At 66.9% G+C, this 16,411-nt stretch carries 13 protein-coding genes; 8 read left to right on the top strand and 5 right to left on the bottom strand.

All coding sequences use genetic code 11. The annotated features are described in order from the left end of the window. Positions 1-5 precede the first annotated feature (5 nt). From Q2K16_RS21830 to Q2K16_RS21815, 4 genes are read right to left on the bottom strand one after another with little or no spacing between them, the layout of a single operon-like run. Complete coding sequence (locus Q2K16_RS21830) at positions 6-1,220, bottom strand: ABC transporter substrate-binding protein (protein ID WP_302739750.1); 1,215 nt, start codon at positions 1,218-1,220, stop codon at positions 6-8. Next, positions 1,217-1,825 (bottom strand): GTP-binding protein, encoded by a 609-nt coding sequence (locus tag Q2K16_RS21825; protein ID WP_302739748.1) that lies wholly within the window; start codon positions 1,823-1,825, stop codon positions 1,217-1,219. Before Q2K16_RS21825 ends, Q2K16_RS21830 begins: the two co-directional genes overlap by 4 nt. Further along, positions 1,822-2,223: a roadblock/LC7 domain-containing protein gene (locus tag Q2K16_RS21820; RefSeq protein ID WP_302739746.1), complete on the bottom strand. Its 402-nt coding sequence runs from the start codon at positions 2,221-2,223 to the stop codon at positions 1,822-1,824. The genes Q2K16_RS21825 and Q2K16_RS21820 overlap by 4 nt, the downstream gene beginning before the upstream one ends. Beyond that, a complete protein-coding gene (locus Q2K16_RS21815; RefSeq protein WP_302739745.1) occupies positions 2,223-4,466 on the bottom strand; it encodes a sensor histidine kinase in 2,244 nt (747 codons plus the stop codon). Before Q2K16_RS21815 ends, Q2K16_RS21820 begins: the two co-directional genes overlap by 1 nt. Before the next feature lie 523 nt (positions 4,467-4,989). Between Q2K16_RS21815 and Q2K16_RS21810 the strand changes: the two genes are divergently transcribed. Together Q2K16_RS21810 and Q2K16_RS21805 are read left to right on the top strand one after the other, a co-directional pair. Beyond that, on the top strand, positions 4,990-6,294 hold the full coding sequence (locus tag Q2K16_RS21810; RefSeq protein WP_302739743.1) for a helix-turn-helix domain-containing protein: 1,305 nt from the start codon (positions 4,990-4,992) through the stop codon (positions 6,292-6,294). A gap of 15 nt (positions 6,295-6,309) precedes the next feature. Then, positions 6,310-7,248 (top strand): phosphotransferase, encoded by a 939-nt coding sequence (locus Q2K16_RS21805; protein ID WP_302739741.1) that lies wholly within the window; start codon positions 6,310-6,312, stop codon positions 7,246-7,248. A gap of 240 nt (positions 7,249-7,488) precedes the next feature. Here the strand turns inward: Q2K16_RS21805 and Q2K16_RS21800 are convergent, their stop codons facing one another. Further along, entirely contained in the window at positions 7,489-8,178 is a 690-nt protein-coding gene (locus Q2K16_RS21800; RefSeq protein ID WP_302739740.1) for a restriction endonuclease subunit S domain-containing protein, read from the bottom strand. Positions 8,179-8,817: 639 nt separating this feature from the next. Here Q2K16_RS21800 and Q2K16_RS21795 point away from each other — a divergent pair. The 6 genes from Q2K16_RS21795 to Q2K16_RS21770 all read left to right on the top strand — a co-directional run bounded on the left by Q2K16_RS21795 (position 8,818) and on the right by Q2K16_RS21770 (position 16,370). Next, positions 8,818-9,930 (top strand): aldo/keto reductase, encoded by a 1,113-nt coding sequence (locus Q2K16_RS21795; protein WP_302739738.1) that lies wholly within the window; start codon positions 8,818-8,820, stop codon positions 9,928-9,930. Next, positions 9,927-10,760, top strand: a complete 834-nt coding sequence (locus tag Q2K16_RS21790; RefSeq protein WP_302739737.1) for an endonuclease/exonuclease/phosphatase family protein — start codon at positions 9,927-9,929, stop codon at positions 10,758-10,760. Before Q2K16_RS21795 ends, Q2K16_RS21790 begins: the two co-directional genes overlap by 4 nt. Before the next feature lie 131 nt (positions 10,761-10,891). Then, on the top strand, positions 10,892-13,030 hold the full coding sequence (locus Q2K16_RS21785) for a B12-binding domain-containing radical SAM protein (RefSeq protein ID WP_489671800.1): 2,139 nt from the start codon (positions 10,892-10,894) through the stop codon (positions 13,028-13,030). Further along, positions 13,027-13,791 (top strand): dTMP kinase, encoded by a 765-nt coding sequence (locus Q2K16_RS21780; protein WP_302739736.1) that lies wholly within the window; start codon positions 13,027-13,029, stop codon positions 13,789-13,791. Before Q2K16_RS21785 ends, Q2K16_RS21780 begins: the two co-directional genes overlap by 4 nt. 19 nt (positions 13,792-13,810) lie before the next feature. Next, the gene (locus tag Q2K16_RS21775) at positions 13,811-15,043 is read left to right on the top strand and encodes a DegT/DnrJ/EryC1/StrS family aminotransferase (protein WP_302739734.1); all 1,233 of its coding nucleotides are present in this window, start codon (positions 13,811-13,813) and stop codon (positions 15,041-15,043) included. Between the two features lie 4 nt (positions 15,044-15,047). After that, complete coding sequence (locus Q2K16_RS21770) at positions 15,048-16,370, top strand: formyltransferase family protein (RefSeq protein ID WP_302739733.1); 1,323 nt, start codon at positions 15,048-15,050, stop codon at positions 16,368-16,370. The last annotated feature ends 41 nt before the right edge of the window (positions 16,371-16,411 follow it).

Here is a 16,411-nt window from a genome sequence, read left to right as displayed (position 1 = left end):
TCCCCTCAGGTGGCGGGCAGAGTGGTGAGGTCCTGTACGAGCACGTTGGACAGCACCGGGCCGTCGGCGCGGACCTCGCGCAGGTACCAGCGCTGCACCGGTCGGTGTTCGGTTGGTTCGAACTGCCAGTCCCCGCGCGGGCTGGTGACCCGCCCGACCTTCCCGATCGCCTCGTTGAGTTTCGGGCCGGTCACGTTCCCGGCGACTGCGGCGAGGGCGCGGTCGAGGACGGCGGCGGCGTCGTAGGAGGCCATCGCGAAGGTGGTCGGTGGGCTGGAGTTCCCGGCGGCGGACCAGGCGGCGATGAACGCCTGGTTGGCGGCGTTGGACAGGGTGGGGCTGTAGTTGAGGACGTTGCGGATGCCGGTGGCGGCCGGGCCCTGGGCGGTGAGGACTGATCCTTCGGTGAGGAACCCGGCGGCGTAGAGCGGCACGTCCTTGAGGTCGGACTGGGCGTACTGCTTGACGAAGGCCACCGCCGCCGCCCCGGCGTAGAAGGTGTAGACGGCTTCCGGGTTCGTTGCGGCGGCCTTGTTGAGGTAGGGCAGGAAGTTCTCCGTGGCCGGGAACGGCGTGAACAGCGCCTTCCCGTCGGGGTTCGCGAGCTTCCCACCGAGGCGGGTGAACGTGTCGGTGAAACCGCGCAGCTCGTCCCAGCCCCCCTGGTAATCGGGGCCGATCGCATACACCGCACCGTCACCGACCTGGGATCTGACGTGCTCGGCGATGGCGATGCCCGGCTCGTCGGAGTTGTAGGAGGTGTGCCACGTGTAGGTCAGATCCCGGGGCTTGCCGCCCTCCGAGGTGAACGCCGGGCGGGCGTTCGCGCCGAGCAGGGGGATCTTCCGGGCGGTGGTGAGAACCTGCACCTTGTCGACGGTCGCCCCGCCGACGAGGCCGGTCAGGGCGACCACCCGATCGCGTTCGAGGAGTTTCTGCGCGGCCGGGACGGCGGTGGCCGGGCCGTCACCCTCGTCACCCACCACCAGGTCGACCTTCCGGCCACCGAGCCGACCACCGTGGGAGTCGAGGTAGAGGCGGAAACCGGCCTGCATGTCCTGCCCGACGGTGGCGTACGTGCCGGACAGCGACACCAGCAGTCCGATGCGCACGGCGTCCGGGTCGGCAGGGGTGCTGGCACAGGCGGCGGCGGTCAGCAGAGCGGCGGTGGCGGTCGCCGAGGCGAGTCCGCGTCGCAGCCGGCTACGGAGACGGGTCATCGTGGTGCTCCTTCAAGGGGCTGGGCGGGCCGGGTGCGGGTGAGGACGTGTTCGATGAGGGTGATGAGCAGCCGGCGGACGCTGTCGCGGTCCCGGGCGTCGATGTCGACGATCGGCACGTCCGGCCCGAGGGTCAGCGCCTCGCGGATGGCCGAGAGCGGGTAGGTGTCGGCGTCGGTGAAGTCGTTGACGGCCACCACGAACGGCAGCCGGGCATGTTCGACGTAGTCGAGGTGCCGGAAAGAGTCGGCCAGCCGCCGGGTGTCGACCAGCACCACCGACCCGGCCGCACCCCGGACGATGGCGTCCCACATGAACCAGAACCGTTCCTGGCCCGGGGTGCCGTAGACGTAGACGGTCACCCCGTTGACGTCGAGGCGGCCGAAGTCCATCGCCACCGTCGTGGTGGTCTTGCCCGGGGTGTGGGAGACGTCCTCGGCGGCGGCTGCCGACATGCGAACCTCGGTGGTGACCGGGACGATGTCGGACACCGCGCCGACCAGCGTCGTCTTACCCACCCCGAACGGCCCGGTCAACACGATCTTCACCCCCGCCAGCCTCGACACCGGTGTGGGCGGGCGTGTGACGGTCGGTGTGAGCGTCATCTGCGTCCCGCCCCGACCAGGGCCGCGCTGAACCCCGGCGTCAGGTGGTCACCAACCTGATCGGCGAACCGGTGCAACTCCTCGGTCACAAACGCCAGGTCCGCCTCGCCGGACACCAGAGTCAGCAACGACGCCCCGCCGCTGAGCGCGGTCAACAGCAGGTAACCACCATCCAGGTCGACGATCGTGCCCTGCACCCCGCCCGCCCCGAAGTCCCGCGCCGCCCCGTTGAGCAGGCTGCGCAACCCCGCCGCCACCGCCGCGAGCCGCTCGGCGGCAGCACGGTTGAGACCATCGGTACGGGCCAGCAACAACCCGTCGACGGACACCGCCACCGCCTGACTGACCCCCGACACCCGGGAAAGATTGTTCGACAGCAAATAGTTCAGATCACTCATCACTGACCTTCCTTCGACTGGGAAACTCGGCGGCCCAGGCCGCGCTGATACGCCCGCGCCGTGCCCACCAACCCACCAGGACCACGTCCCGGCGGCCCGACAGACACCGGCGGCGGGGCGAACGCGACGCTCGGCCGCCGCTTCGGCAGACCGTTCACGGTCATCGCGACACCACCGGTAGGCACAGGCCCGGCGGGAGGAAGATGAACGGTGGCGCCCTCGACAAACCACGGCGACACAGGCGACTGCCGGACCGCCCCCTCACAGACCAGAGTCGACTGCCCCTCCAGCGGCAGGCGAGGCGCCGGAATCAACGGCAACGCCTGCGTCGGAACGTCCACGCCATGACCACCCGGACGGCGGACCCGCAACACCGGCACCCCGACATGCCCCACCGGCGACACCGCCTCAGGCGCATGCAGCGCCGACTCCGGGGCACCGCCCGCCGCACCACGACCCCCGAACAGCCCCGCCGACACCACCGGCGGCGGTGGTGCGGCGATCAAAACCGCGCTGACAGGGATCTCCACCACCGCGACCGTTCCCTGCGGTTGACCCGCCACCAGCCGCACCCGCAGCCCGTGTACGGCGGCCAGCATCGCCACCGTCGCCACACCCTGCCGGCGGATGTGCTCCACGGCGATCATCGGAGCCGGCGCGGCCAGCTCCGCGTTCAACCGCACCATCAGATCGGGCGTGATGCCCGCACCAGTGTCGATGACCTGCACGACCACCTGGTCACCGAGCAGATGCCCACTGATGACCGTCTCGCCGGGGCTGTAACGGGTGGCATTGTCCAGCAGCGACGCCAACAGGTGCACCAGATCGTCGATCAACGCCGGCGGCACCCACACCCGCCCGTCAACCGACCCCACCACCACCCGCCGGTACTCCCGAATCCGGCTCAACGCCGCCTGCGCCACCGTCACCAACGCCACCGGCTCCGCACGCACCGAGCCGAGGGCACGACCCGACAACACCAGCAGACTCTGCGTCGCGTGCAGCAACTGCGCCGCCAAGTTGTCCACCGCGAACAACGTCGCCAACGTCCCCTCGTCGACCTCGTCGCGTTCCGCCCGGTCCAACTCCCGCATCAACAGGTGCGCCATCCCCTGACACCGCCGCCCCACCGCCTCCACCGCACCCGCCGCCACCAACCGCTGCCGCGCCAGATCAGCAGCCGTCTCGTACACGGTCAGGGCCAGGGCGTCGAACGCGGCGGTGACCTCGTCAATCTCGTCACGGCTACGACCGGTCGGAGCGAGCGCGGGCGGAGCCGCCGGCATCGCCGACCGGTCACCCGGATCGGTGGCGGAGACCCGCCGCACCAGGTCGGGCAGATCCCGCGACGCCACCCGGGTCACCGCGTCACGGACCCGCCGCAACCGCCGCGCCAACGCCCGCCCCTGCCACACCGTCAACACCCCCGCCACGACCACCAACGCCAGCGCCGCACCGGTCAGCACCGCCGTCGTCGCCCACTGCGCGGCCCGCCGCCGGGCCACCCCGGCGGCGATGTCGGCATCCACCCGGGTCTGCACACCGTGCAACCGATCGCGCCGCTCCCCGGTGGCCCGCACCCAGTCGGCAGCGTCGACCCGCAACCGCGACCCCACCCGCGCCCGGGAAACCTCGTCATCGAACCGCTGGGCGGCGAGTACCCCCGACCCGGTCAACGCCTGGTCCAACCACGACCGCCACCGACCCGACGATCCGTCGGCCACCGTCAGCAACGATTCCTCATAGCCGGCACGGGCGGCGGCAAGCTCCCGCTGCGCCGCCTGCGTCACCACCACGCCATTGCCGGCCAGGACCGTGGTCTGCTGGACACCCGCGTACCCCGAAGCCCGCGACAACGCCGCCGCCACCCGCAACTGCTCGGCGATCTCCGCGTCCGCGCCACCGACCTGCCCCACGGCCTCCCGTACGGCCAACCCCTGCGAGACCGCCACCCGGTAACGCACCAGCATCGTCGTCAACGACACCGACCGGCCCCGCACCTGATCCCGCAACGCCGGCAACTGCCCGAGCTGCCCATCGAAGGCCGCGAACAACCGCCCCGCCTCAACATCCCCGGCACCGAACCGGCCACGCCGCAGCCGGTAGCCGGCGACCACCCGATCCGTACGGGCCACCTGCGCCAACAGCGGGTCGACGCTGGCGGACGAACCCGTCAGGAACTGCGCCGCAACCAGGCGCTCCCGGCTCAACTCGTCGACCACCTCACCCGAAACGGCCGACACCGCCACCAGCGCCTGAAGCCGATCAGCACCACGGGCCTGCTGACCAGTCGACACCACTCCCCACGCTGCGAACAGCACGGTCGCGGTCAGCGGAAGTGCCAGCAGAAACGTGAGCCTTCGAGCAACGGGCACAGCAGACCTCTACACGTATTGGAGTTCGTTTGAGATGTTCGGGCTTGGCAACGCCGGACCCAGCCCCTCCTGACCGACGTACGCACTGCGAGCGCTCTTCCCGGCTGCGACGCCAACCGAAAATTGATCAGTGCGATCGAGCTTGGAATCACCTCGACGATGGCAAACCGAGCCGGTGGCAGGAACCCGTGTGGCGGGTCAGTTCGGCACGGGTAGCTCCGGTAGCCAGGAGTGACTAGCGCGACTAGTCAGCTTGCCTACCGGCTCACCAAGAGTCGCCGGATTTCAGCTATGGTGATTCCAATGTCTTGTCGCTGATGGGGTTGGTGTGAACGTAGATCGCCTTTCGCAGACGGTGCGGCCCGATCCAACGTGGTGGAACGAGCCGGCGATGCGCGATGCGCTCGCGCATCGAAACATTGGGCAGATCTTCACGCTCTTGAACCGGCGTCACGGCATGACGCAGCGACGTATTGCGGAGCTGGCTGGATTCGCCGCGTCGGAGGTCTACGAAATCACGCACGGCCGTCAAGTCATGGCCTATGACGTCCTTACGCGTATCGCGGAAGGACTCGGTATTCCTCGCGGGTTGATGGGCCTAGGGTACGAGCCAGCCGGGCATCGGGATCATCCTCCCGAGCCGGAGCCGCTCTGGGAGCCCGTGCAGCGTCAGCAGTTCATCGCCGCCTTGGCCGGCTTCGCTGTAGGCGGCACGCCTGATGTGCAGGGATGGCTGCCTCAGCCTGGGGAGTGGCTGGGTGCTGTGCCTGCCACGGTGAACCCGGAGACCATAGCCACCGTTCGTGAGATAACTCAGCGCCATCGACAGCTGGATGCCATGTACGGCGGCGGTTCATGCCGCGACTCCGCCTTAGGCTACCTGGTTTGGGCGCGCTGCCTGATCCGTGATGGGTGCTGCCCGGAGGAACTCTCGGCTGCCATTCATGCGGAGCTGGCGAGCCTGCATAACCTGGTCGGATGGATGTCTCACGATTTAGGTGAGCATATGGAAGCGCGTCGTCACCTTGCTCAGGGTCTTGTTTACGCGCAGAAAGCCGGCAGTATGACCTTGATGGCGGATTCCTACTACCGGCTCGGTCGCGTTAGCATCCATCAAAGAAATCCCGCCGAGGCTTTGCATCTATTTCAGCTGGGGCAGATCGTGGCGGTGAACTCGAATTCACTGGCTTCAGTCGCTATTCTGCATGCGAATATCGCGTGGGCTCATGCATTGATGGGGAATGCGGCAGCGATGCGCGACTCGCTTGCGCGGGCCCGAGACGAAATCGACAGATCGGACGACATGCAGGTGCCTCAGTGGGCGAGGTTCTTTTTCCAGCCAGCTGATCTGGATGGCATGTCGGGAGTCGTTCACTCCGCGTTGGCTCGCCACTCGAAGTATCGGAGGGAACATGCCGTCCTCGCCGTGAGCCACGCTGGTCGCGCACTAGAGCGGCGGACCGAGTCTTCGCGCAGCGGAGCGTTCGACCACGTCACGATGGCGCTGGGATACGCGCTTCTCGGTGAGGGGGCCAAGGTGGCACTGCATACCGAGGCGGTCCTGAGCGCAGCCCAACACGTACGTTCCCGTCGCTTACTGGACCGGCTACGCGACGTCGCGGACATCATCGAGCCACAGCGGAACAAAGAGTTGGCGGCGGTGGTGGCAGCCATTCGGGAGCTCGTAGCAACTTGACCTAACCTGGCAGGTATGTCGACCGACCTGACTGCTGAGGCCGCAGAGGAGATCCGACGAGGGCTCGGTGCGATCCGCCGGCAAACCGGGCTGAACTCGGGCGAGGCCCAGCTCATGCGATACACGATCAACGCGGTCTACAAGCTCGACAACCGGGTGCTCCGGCTCTCCCGAGGGGGCGCTGCTCAGGAACGAGCCGAGAAAGTAGTCCGTGGTGTGGCGTTACTCAGGCAGCATGAGGTACCAGTGGTCGACCTGGACGAGACGTTCGACCAGCCGGTGATCGCCGACCAGTGGGTGGCCACGATCTGGCACTACCTCCCCCACGCGGAAGGCCGCCCAGAGCCGGTTGAACTGGCCGCACCGCTCGCACGTCTGCACGCCATCGCCGACAGTCCGTCGTACCTGCCACAGTGGGCAACCATCACGACGGCTCGTCGCCGACTAGGCGGTCTCAGCGCGCTTCCAGCCGACGATCTGCTGTTCACCGAGCGGTGGGTGTCCCGTGAAGTGGGGATGTCTCTCGATAGCCTCGTGGCGCTTCTCCTAGACCAGTGCGACGACTTGGAGGGGCAAATCGCGGCTGCTACGTGGCAGCTGCCTACGGGCCTCATACACGGGGACGCCCACGTGGGGAACCTGCTGGCCGGCCGACTTTGCGACTTCGACTCCCTCGCCGTCGGCCCCCGAGAGTGGGATTTGGTGCCGCTGGTTCACAGTTTCGTTCGTTTCGGCGAATCCAACGAGCCGTACAAGCAGTTCGCGGCAGCCTACGGTTTCGATCTGACAAGTTCGTCCTCCTGGCCACTCCTTCGAGAGGTACGCGAGCTGCAACTTGTGACGAGCGTGTTGGACAAGCTCCCAGGTAGGCCCGAGGTGGCACACACGTTGGGACATCGACTGCGCACCTATCTAGCTGGCGATCGATCGGCAATCTGGCAACGCTATCGATGACACATGAGGAAGGCATATCGGTGCTTCGACCGGCATGGAGATGGTCGCGCCGTACCGCCGGTCAAGTGGGGAAGCGCATCACGATATCCGGCCGGACATAGATCAACTGCACCGTAATGTTGACCCTGGCTGACAGTCGGTTCATGCGGTCGGTCATGCTTCGCTGGCGGAGGCCGCAGCTTGTGCACAGAGGATGATAGCCAAGTCGGCAGGCCGAGCCGTTGAGTAGTGGGCGCTGTGTCAGGCCCGGCGGCTCTGCTGTTCGATGTTGCGTAGTTCGTCGGTGATGAACTGGTAGAGACTCCCGGGGGCTCTGCAGACGAGGACTGGGATGGAGGGCATTCGGTTTCGGCTGTGGCTGTACATCCCAAGGACAGCGGTCTCGTCGAGTCGGTAGAAGGAGTACAACCGGTCGCCTGGTCGGTAGAGGATCTCGAGTTCGGCTCCGGCTGGTTGGCGCAGGAGCTCGTAGTCGTGACGCGTGGCCTCGATTCGTCTCCTCAGCTCACCGACGGTGATGGCGAACCGGTCAGCGAGCATGGCGATGGCTACGTCATCGTCTGGATCAGGTAGGAACACTCGGATTCGGCTGCCGGGGCGGGATGCGAGGTCGTGAAGGTGGCGGGCGTGGAGGTTTCGCCAGGTCTGCCCGTAGGCCACGAAGATGTCGAGTTGGCGGACTCCGGCGAAGAGCTCTTCCCATTCGAGCTCGTTGAGGTAATTGCTGCCGACTCGCACCAGCCCTGCATCTCGGATGTCGGCTGCGAGCGTGGCGTGGATGTCATGCCGAGAGTGGGACTCGCGTTCGGCCTCGGCTCGCAGGTGGGCGATGTCCTCCCTGGCGGCTGCCCGTAGCGCTGCGGCGTCGCGCTCGGCGGCGTTGCGGATTGCGAGTGCTTCGTCGAGGACTCGCTGTGTGGCTTCTGTCATCGGGTGCGACTGCGGTGGGGTCGCTTGTCGGGGTGCGGTTCTCTGTTCAGCGAGTCGGTACCAGGCGGCTAGCCACCGTCGGTCCTTCTGTGGGTCGACGCCGCAGGCGCGCAAGTACGTGAGGAGAACTTGTTTGCGCGGTAGCCGTCGGCCGGCGAAGACGTCGGCCATCGTGCTACGCGGCAGCGGTGTGCCATGGCGGCTTCCCCACTGCTCAAGATCACGGTAGGAGATCTCTGCCTGAGCACGCAGCCGGTTGAGACAGAGGGCGAGTTCAGCAAGCGAACCGACGATGGTCGGATCGATATCCGAGTCGCCGTTCGCAGGCGAGGGTTGGGGGCGTCCGGTGATGTCCGGAAGTGTACCGCTGAGTGGCAACGTCGCATGATTGTCAGCATGGGCCTGAGCAGCGATTCTATGAGGGCGCGTCGTCGGAAGTGTCCGACGGGCTTGCCGGACAGCGGCTCGGTCGTTTCCCATGTGACTCAGTGGCGTGCGGCATCTCCAGCCCCGGGATCTGGGCCAACATTGGTCGGACGGCATCGTCGTCTCAAGGCGTAACAGGCGAGCATGTTCGGGGATAGATGAGGGTCGACCAACACACGGCCTATGTAGTCGGTACGGCAGTCGGGAGGCACGATGAACAGGATGCCGGGTGAGCCGCTGCCGCAGCGCACGCTCGGACGCACGGGCATCAAGGTGTCCGCGTTGGGCGCGGGCTGTTGGCCGTTGGGCGGTCCGGACGAGAACCTGGGCATGCCGATGGGCTGGTCTGAGATCGACGACAGCACTGCCCTCGCTGCTCTTGAGCGGGCCTTCCAGCGCGGGGTGACATTGTTCGACACGGCTGACGTGTACGGTCACGGCCGTTCGGAACGACGCCTCGCTGGCCTGGTCGCACAGGTTCCTCGCGGTGACGTCGTTCTGACGTCGAAAGTCGGTTACTTCGCCGGCACAGCGGCACACGGGTACGACCCGCGCCACATGCGTCGTCAATTGGAACAAAGCCTGCAAAACCTCGGCGTGGACTTCCTGGACATCTATTTCCTACATCACCAGGACTTCGGGCCGGACGATCGCTATCTGGAAGGTGCGGTCCTGGCCATGCGTGGCTTCCAAGCCGAAGGCTTGGTGCGGGCGATCGGTATGCGCGGGCCGCATCGCTTCGCCTTGGATCGGCTTACGACGACGCCACGTCTGCGCGGTGACAAGATCGCGCGGTTCCGCGGATTGTTCGACGTCGTGAACCCGGAGGTGCTCGCGGTACGGGACAACCTGCTGACCCCGGCCGACCGCTCCGCCGGAATCTTCGCCCTCGCCGATGCTCATGACTGCGGAGTCCTGGTCAACAAACCGTTAGGTCAGGGCCTGCTGACAGGCAACTACCGGCCCGGCAACGAGCGTCTCTTCGGCTGGGGTGATCATCGCAGCCGCAAACGCTGGTTCGGGCCGGAAGCGGCGGCGGTCATATCCGCAGGAGTAGATGAGCTTCGCGAGGTGGCGGGCGCCACCACGGCGGATCTGATCCGGATCGCGTTGTGGTCTTGCCTGAGCCGCTCCACCCACGCCGCGGTCCTTGTCGGTTTTACCAGCGCCGACCAGGCCGACATGAACTTCGGGTGTCTTGGTGAACCGCCAGACGCCGTTACCATCACGGCCGCACGAGCGATCATGTCGCGGGTCCAGACCATGCTTGACGCCCGTGGCGAGGTCTTCGCCGACGAGCTCCCACAAACGGAGACGGCACGATGATCGTCCGTGAGATCCCGCCAGAGACGTCACCTGACGCCGCCCTGGCCATGAAACGGGCTGCGCTACGGGTGCTGACCTGGAACGTCCAGCACGCCAGCGCGGCCCGAGGTCTGCGGCAGGCCGCCTGGCTTGCCGCGCAGCCCGACGCAGACGTCATCGCCTTGACCGAGGTGGCGGGCGGCGCATCGGGGGACAGCTTGGCGCAATCGCTCGCAGCCCACGGCTATCGCGTGCATCTCCCCGTGTCCGGGGGGCGCGACTACCGGGTGCTGCTCGCCACTCGCGTCGGCGAGCTCCAGGTGATGCCCCTGAATGTGACGCACCTGCCGCATCGCGCTGCGGGCGCGGTCATCAGCCATCCGGCGGGGTGGCGGTTGGGTCTGGTGGGGCTGTATGTCCCGTCGCGGGGGCCACGTGCACGTCGCAACCTTGACAAGCGGGCCTTTCAGGACGCCACCTCCGCACTACTGTCCCGCCTGCCGACCGTCTTCTCGGACGACCTCCCCGTGGTCGTCGCTGGTGACCTCAACGTGGTGGAACCCGGGCACCAACCGCATCATTCGGTTTTCGGCAAGTGGGAGTACGACTTCTACCGCAGCTTCGCCACGGCGGGCTATACGGACCTGTACCGCATGCACCACCCCGAGCGCGCCGAGCACTCCTGGTTCGGACGCTCCGGAGCGGGCTACCGCTTCGACCACCTCTTCTGCACGACAGACCAACCCTTGACCGCCTCCGGCTGCCGCTACATACACCACGCGCGCAGTGACGGCCTGTCCGACCACTCTGCTCTCTCCGCTGACCTCATCTGGGTGGCACCGACCACCTGACAGCGCGCACGGAACCCGGAGGTACCGCCACGTCGGTCCCGCCGCGTCTCCGCATGCCCTGCGATCTCCACAAAGAGAGATAGCAAGGCAACTCGATGTGATATTCGCTCTTCACCGAGGGGGTGACCGCGATGCTCACCAGCGCCAACATGACCGCCCACCGCAGACTTCAACAGACGATCGCCCACACGACCGGCCTCGACCTGGCCGCCGAAGCCCTCACTCAGCTGAACCACCTGCCCATGACGGACGTGACCGCCGTGACCACGGCGCTCATGCCGCTGCTGCCGGGCAGGTTCGCAGTGACCGGCACTCTCGAACGCCGCCTACTGATCGCCGAGCACTCGACCGGCGGCGGCTGGACCGTCGCGGATCTGTCCGGAGAGCCACACGCCACCCGTCGCTGGCCAGCGTGGACGGACGACCGCATCACCATCCATCACCCGCAGCAGTGGCTGTCGTCCGCCACCTTGACCGACGATGCCATCATCCGGCTGCTTCGGCCGCGGATGCTGCTGGTCGCGTTGTATCACCCCGAGTGGTTTCCGCTGCCCCGGTTTCCGCTGGCAATCTCCGACCTCGCCCGTGCTGCCCGCGCCACCCTGCTGGGGCAGATCCGTCTGATGGACATGCAGCTCGGCGTCACCCTGCCCGATGTCCGAGCCACCGTCGATCTCTGGCAGCCCGACATCGTCGGCGTCTCCGCAACGTTCGGTCAACACGACCTGATGGTCAACCTGATCGACCACCTGAGCGCCCTGCCCACGCCACCACTGGTCGTGGCCGGCGGAAGCTTGACCGCCCGCAATGAGGGATTGCTGCTCGACCGCTACCCGAATCTGCTCGTGGCCCGCGGCGCCGGGGAACCGACCATCGCCGATGTCCTTTCCCACTATCACGGCGACCTGCGCCTGCCGGAGATTCGCGGCATCGGCTATCGCGGCGCCCCCCGCGGCGGTGGCTTGGCGATCGCACGGCAACGGACCATGGGAGTTACCAACCGGGCGCAGACGGACTTCCTGCCCGAACTGGACCTCCTCGACGCAACCTTGGACCACCGTGGCGTCGCCCAACTGGAGGCATCCCGCGGTTGCACCAACTTCTGCTCGTTTTGTCCTCGCGGGCACAAAGGAACATGGGCGGGTGGCAACACGGATCGACTCGACTGGATCATAAAGGAAATGGGTGAGGTGTTCGACCGCCACCCCGAGGTCTCCCGCACTTTGTACCTGGTCGACGAGGAGGCTATCGGCGCCGGCCCGGATGCTGCCGGCCGCGTGAAAACCCTTGCCGAGACCATCCACGCGGCCGGGTTTCACTGGGAGTCCTCCTGCCGAGTCGACCAGGTCGTCGATCCCACCCGCGACCGGACCTGGCATGTCGAACGGGCCGACATGTGGCGACACCTGGTCGCCCACGGCCTACGCCGAATGCTGTTCGGCGTCGAATCGGGGGTGACCTCGATCCTGGAGCGGTTCAACAAGGAAACCACCGGTGAGCAGAACGCCCTGGCCATCCGCACACTGTCGGCGCTGGGCGTGCCCACCCGGTTCACGTACATCACCTTCGACCAACTGATGAACGCCAGCGAACTCACCGAGACGCACCGGTTCCAGGCCCGCACGGATCTGCTGCTACAGCCGTTGCCACAGCTGAGCGTCGCCGACATCATCGACGGGGTACGCGACGATGCCTTCGTCGCCGAGCACAGCACGGGCCGACCCTTCTATACCGCGATCTCATATATGCTGGTATCGATGGAGTGCCTGACCGGTGCCGCCTACACCCGCAGGGTGCAGACGGTCGGCCTGGCCGGTGCGGCTCGGCCCTCGCTCGGGCGCATCGACGCCCGGTTCGCCGACTGGCGCATCGGGGTCTGCTCCCGTAACGCGCAGCTATGGATCGACCGGCACTTCGCGCTCGACTACACCCTCAAGAGTCTCGAGAAGATCCTCGACGGCGGCCCACGCCACCACGTGCGGCACGCCCGCGTCATCATGAAGGACGCTGCCTTCACCCTGCTGACAGCCATGCTCACCCTCATCGACACCACCAGCGTCAACGGCGTCGCCGAGGACTTCGAACATCGGCTGCGCAACGTCATGGACGAGCAACTAGCTGCCCTTGACACCCCTATGTCCAGCACGGTCGAAGCTCTGATTCCGCAGCTACCAGCCGACTCCGCCGCCGTCCTACAACACGAGCTGCACCGCTGGCAGCACACCGAAGGCTGGCGGCTGATCAATGCGGCCGAAGCGTGCGGCGCATGAGCAAGCGAGCCGAAGCCGACCGGAATGTGGAGGGGCGCATGCAGGGACGGTTCATCGCACTGGAGGGCCCGGACGGGGTCGGCAAGTCAACCCTGGCCGCGCGGCTCGGCCACCTCACCTACCCCGCAGCAGTTGCCCGCCTCGGTGCTGATGGGGCCGAACGGGAGTTGGTGTTCGTCAGTCGGCGACAGATCTCGGCTACCTCTACGTACGCCGCCGACCTCATGAGGCAACTGTCGACCGTGCTCTGGCACAGCGGAGACGCCCCCGACCTGCCCGACGCGTTCTGGGTCGGCGTACAGGCAGCCTGGTTCACCGCCCACGCCACCACCGTCGTGCAGCCGCTGCTCACGGCCGGCTACGACGTCATCGTCGACGGGTGGACCTACAAGTTCTTCTCCAAGCTTCTGCTGCAGGGCTACACCGACACCGACCTGCAGACCATCTTCCGCCGCGTCCGCATGCCCGATGCGGTGGTGCTGCTGACCGCCGACATCGGCGCGCTCTACGACCGCCGGCAGGCTCGCTTCCGACCCGCCGAGCTCGGTATGCACGCCGGTTACACCGCTCTCAGCCGCGACACCTTCATCGACTACCAGCAGCAGGGTCTCGACAACCTGCTCACCTACGCCGCCCGCCACGGCTGGTGCACCGTCGCACTCGATCCGGGATCGAGCATCGAAGCCTGCGTCAGCACCCTCGCTCCAGTTATCAGCGAGATTCGCGCTGCAACGCGTGGATCAGCGACACGCCGACCCTGACCCGCAGGAGGCCCACACCATGTCTATGCTCGCCGCCCACGGCGGACACCCTACGATCGACCTGCCCGGCCCGCACTACCGGTGGCCCACCATCGACGCCGACCTTGAGCACGCCATCATCGAGCAGACCCGACGCTCGTTGTCCGAGCGCGACGGCCGCGGTGTGATCGGTGACTTCGAGCAGGCGTTCGCCGCGTTCGTCGGGGCACCGCATGCGGTGTCGTTCGCCAGTGGCACCGCCGCGATCCACGCCATGAGCCGCGTCGCCGGTTTGTGCCCCGGCGACGCCGTCATCGCACCCGCATACACCTTCCTCGCGACCGCTACACCGTTCGCATTCGAAGGCGTCGAGGTGCGTTTCGCCGACGCCGACGAATACGGCAACGTCACCGCTGACTCCCTCGCCGTGCAACTGCGACCAAACGTCCGCGCCGTCATCGTCACCCACATATGGGGCAACCCCTGCGACATGACCGCGATCGCTGCGTTCTGCCGTGACCATGACTTGTTGCTGCTGGAGGACTGCTCCCACGCCCACTTCGGGTCCTGGGCCGGGCTCCACGTCGGCAGCCTCGCCGACATGGCTGTCTACTCGACCAACCAGAAGGCCATCACCACCGGTGAGGGCGGCATGCTCACCATGCGCGATCGCCGGTACCGCGACCTCGCCCTGTTGTTCGGCCACTACAACAAGCGCTGCCAATCCGAGATCGGCCCGAAGGCCGACTACTACCCGTTCGCGTACACCGGCATGGGCCTCAAACACCGCATGCATCCCCTCGCCGCCGCTATCGGAGTTCATCAGCTCAAGCGCGCCGACGACATCGAACAGCGCCGCCGGGAGATCCTCGATCGCGTCACCGCCAGTCTCGCCGCCAACCCCGTCATCACCACGGCCCTGGTGCCCCACCAGCTCGGCCGACATGGCCTATACGTGATCGGCCTACGGTTCAGTCCGGACAACGCCACGGTGACCCGCGACAAGTTCGTCAAGCTCTGCCTCGCCGAAGGAGCAACAGAGGTGGACGTGCCCGGCTCTACCCGCGACATCAGCGCCGAGCCCCTGTTCGGCCGACCCGACCCGCACGCGCCCTATCAACACGTCACAGTGACTCCGCCGAATCTGCCCGGTGTGCGGCAGTTCCAGGACACCTTCATCAAGATCCCCATCTGGGGGTACCCCGGTGACAACGAGTTCGTCGACGGCTATATCGCAGCGCTGAACAAGGTCAGCGCGGCGGTCGCGGCATGACGCCATGACCGCCTTCCCGCCAGCCGCGAGCCGGTCAGACCGCTTCCCGGTGCGACGCGACCTCGATGGCGACTTCGCCCTCACCGATCTCTGCCGCCTCGACGCCGCCGTTGCGTCACCCACAAAGCCGCACCGGTGGCTTGCCACCGCCGCTTACGAGCATCAGATATGGCGCCTCGACCTGCCCACCGACGACCGCCTGCTCAGCTGGGCGAAACCGGTGGCTGACCCGGCCGCCGACAGCGAGCCGGGCGAATCCGATCTGGCGCTACTGCACGCCTTCGAAATATGCGGACTCTGGCATCCACCCGTCTCGGACAACCTCACCGGCCTGAGCGCACCGCGGGCATGCGCGTGGCTCGCGATCGCCAACCGGTGGATCCTCCTGTCGCACACCTCCGGAGACCTGCGACTGCTCAACACCGCCTGCAAACTCATCGGCGCAGTCTGGACCCGGTGGCCTACACCAGCGGATGACGCATGGCCGTCCATCGCCGGCCCACTCGCCCACACCGCGCGCCTGCTCAACGACGCCACGCACTCCCTCACCGAACGACTGAGAAGGTACCAACCGCTAACGTCCGCAGCAGTGTCCGCGTCCTCGTTCCGGCCGGCATCAACAGCGTCGGAAAGACCTGCCATCCTGGTCCTCGCCGGTGCCGGATCCGCCGGAGCACAGCAGTTTCTCGCTGACCTGCCACAGCCGTCACCGGTCACCGCAGTCTGCTGGTACGCCGCCCCTGACAGCGCCATCCCCGAGGGCTCCGCCTACGCCAGCGCCTGGTACCCACCCGAGGCACCGACCGCCGCGCCGGCAAGACGATCCCAGCCCCACCTGCCCGAGTCACGGCAGCACCTGGCACGGAACTGGGACGACGTCACCGGCATCGTCAACCATCACCGCGCAGACCTGCTTGTGCTGATCGGCATGCCGATCGTGCCCAAGCAGGTCCTACGCCAGGCCCGTCTCGGTGTGATCAACGCGCACAACGGAGCTCTCCCGCAGTACCGCGGCATGGACGCCGTCGGCTGGGCCGTGCTCAACAACGACCCCATCGTCTGCACTGTTCACAAAGCTGTAGCCGCCGTCGACCAAGGCAACATCCTCGCCACCACGACCGTCACGTACCGGCCTCCCGCGGGTCTTCGCAGCCGCGTCAAAGCTGCTCAAATGGACCTGCTGCGGGCCGTGACGCTGCACACGGCCGCGACCGGGCGACTTCCGGAGGGACGTCCGCAAGGACCGGGCCGCCAATACTACCGGCTCCACCCACACCTCAAGCGTGTCCTCGACACCCGAGCCGACAATCTCCTCACAAGGACGTGACCCATGACCGCTGCCATGCTCCCGCACCCCACCTTCCACAC

The organism is Micromonospora cynarisoli (assembly GCF_030518815.1).
Classification (GTDB): Bacteria; Actinomycetota; Actinomycetes; order Mycobacteriales; family Micromonosporaceae; genus Micromonospora; species Micromonospora wenchangensis.
This window is presented reverse-complemented; position numbering and strand designations above follow the sequence as displayed.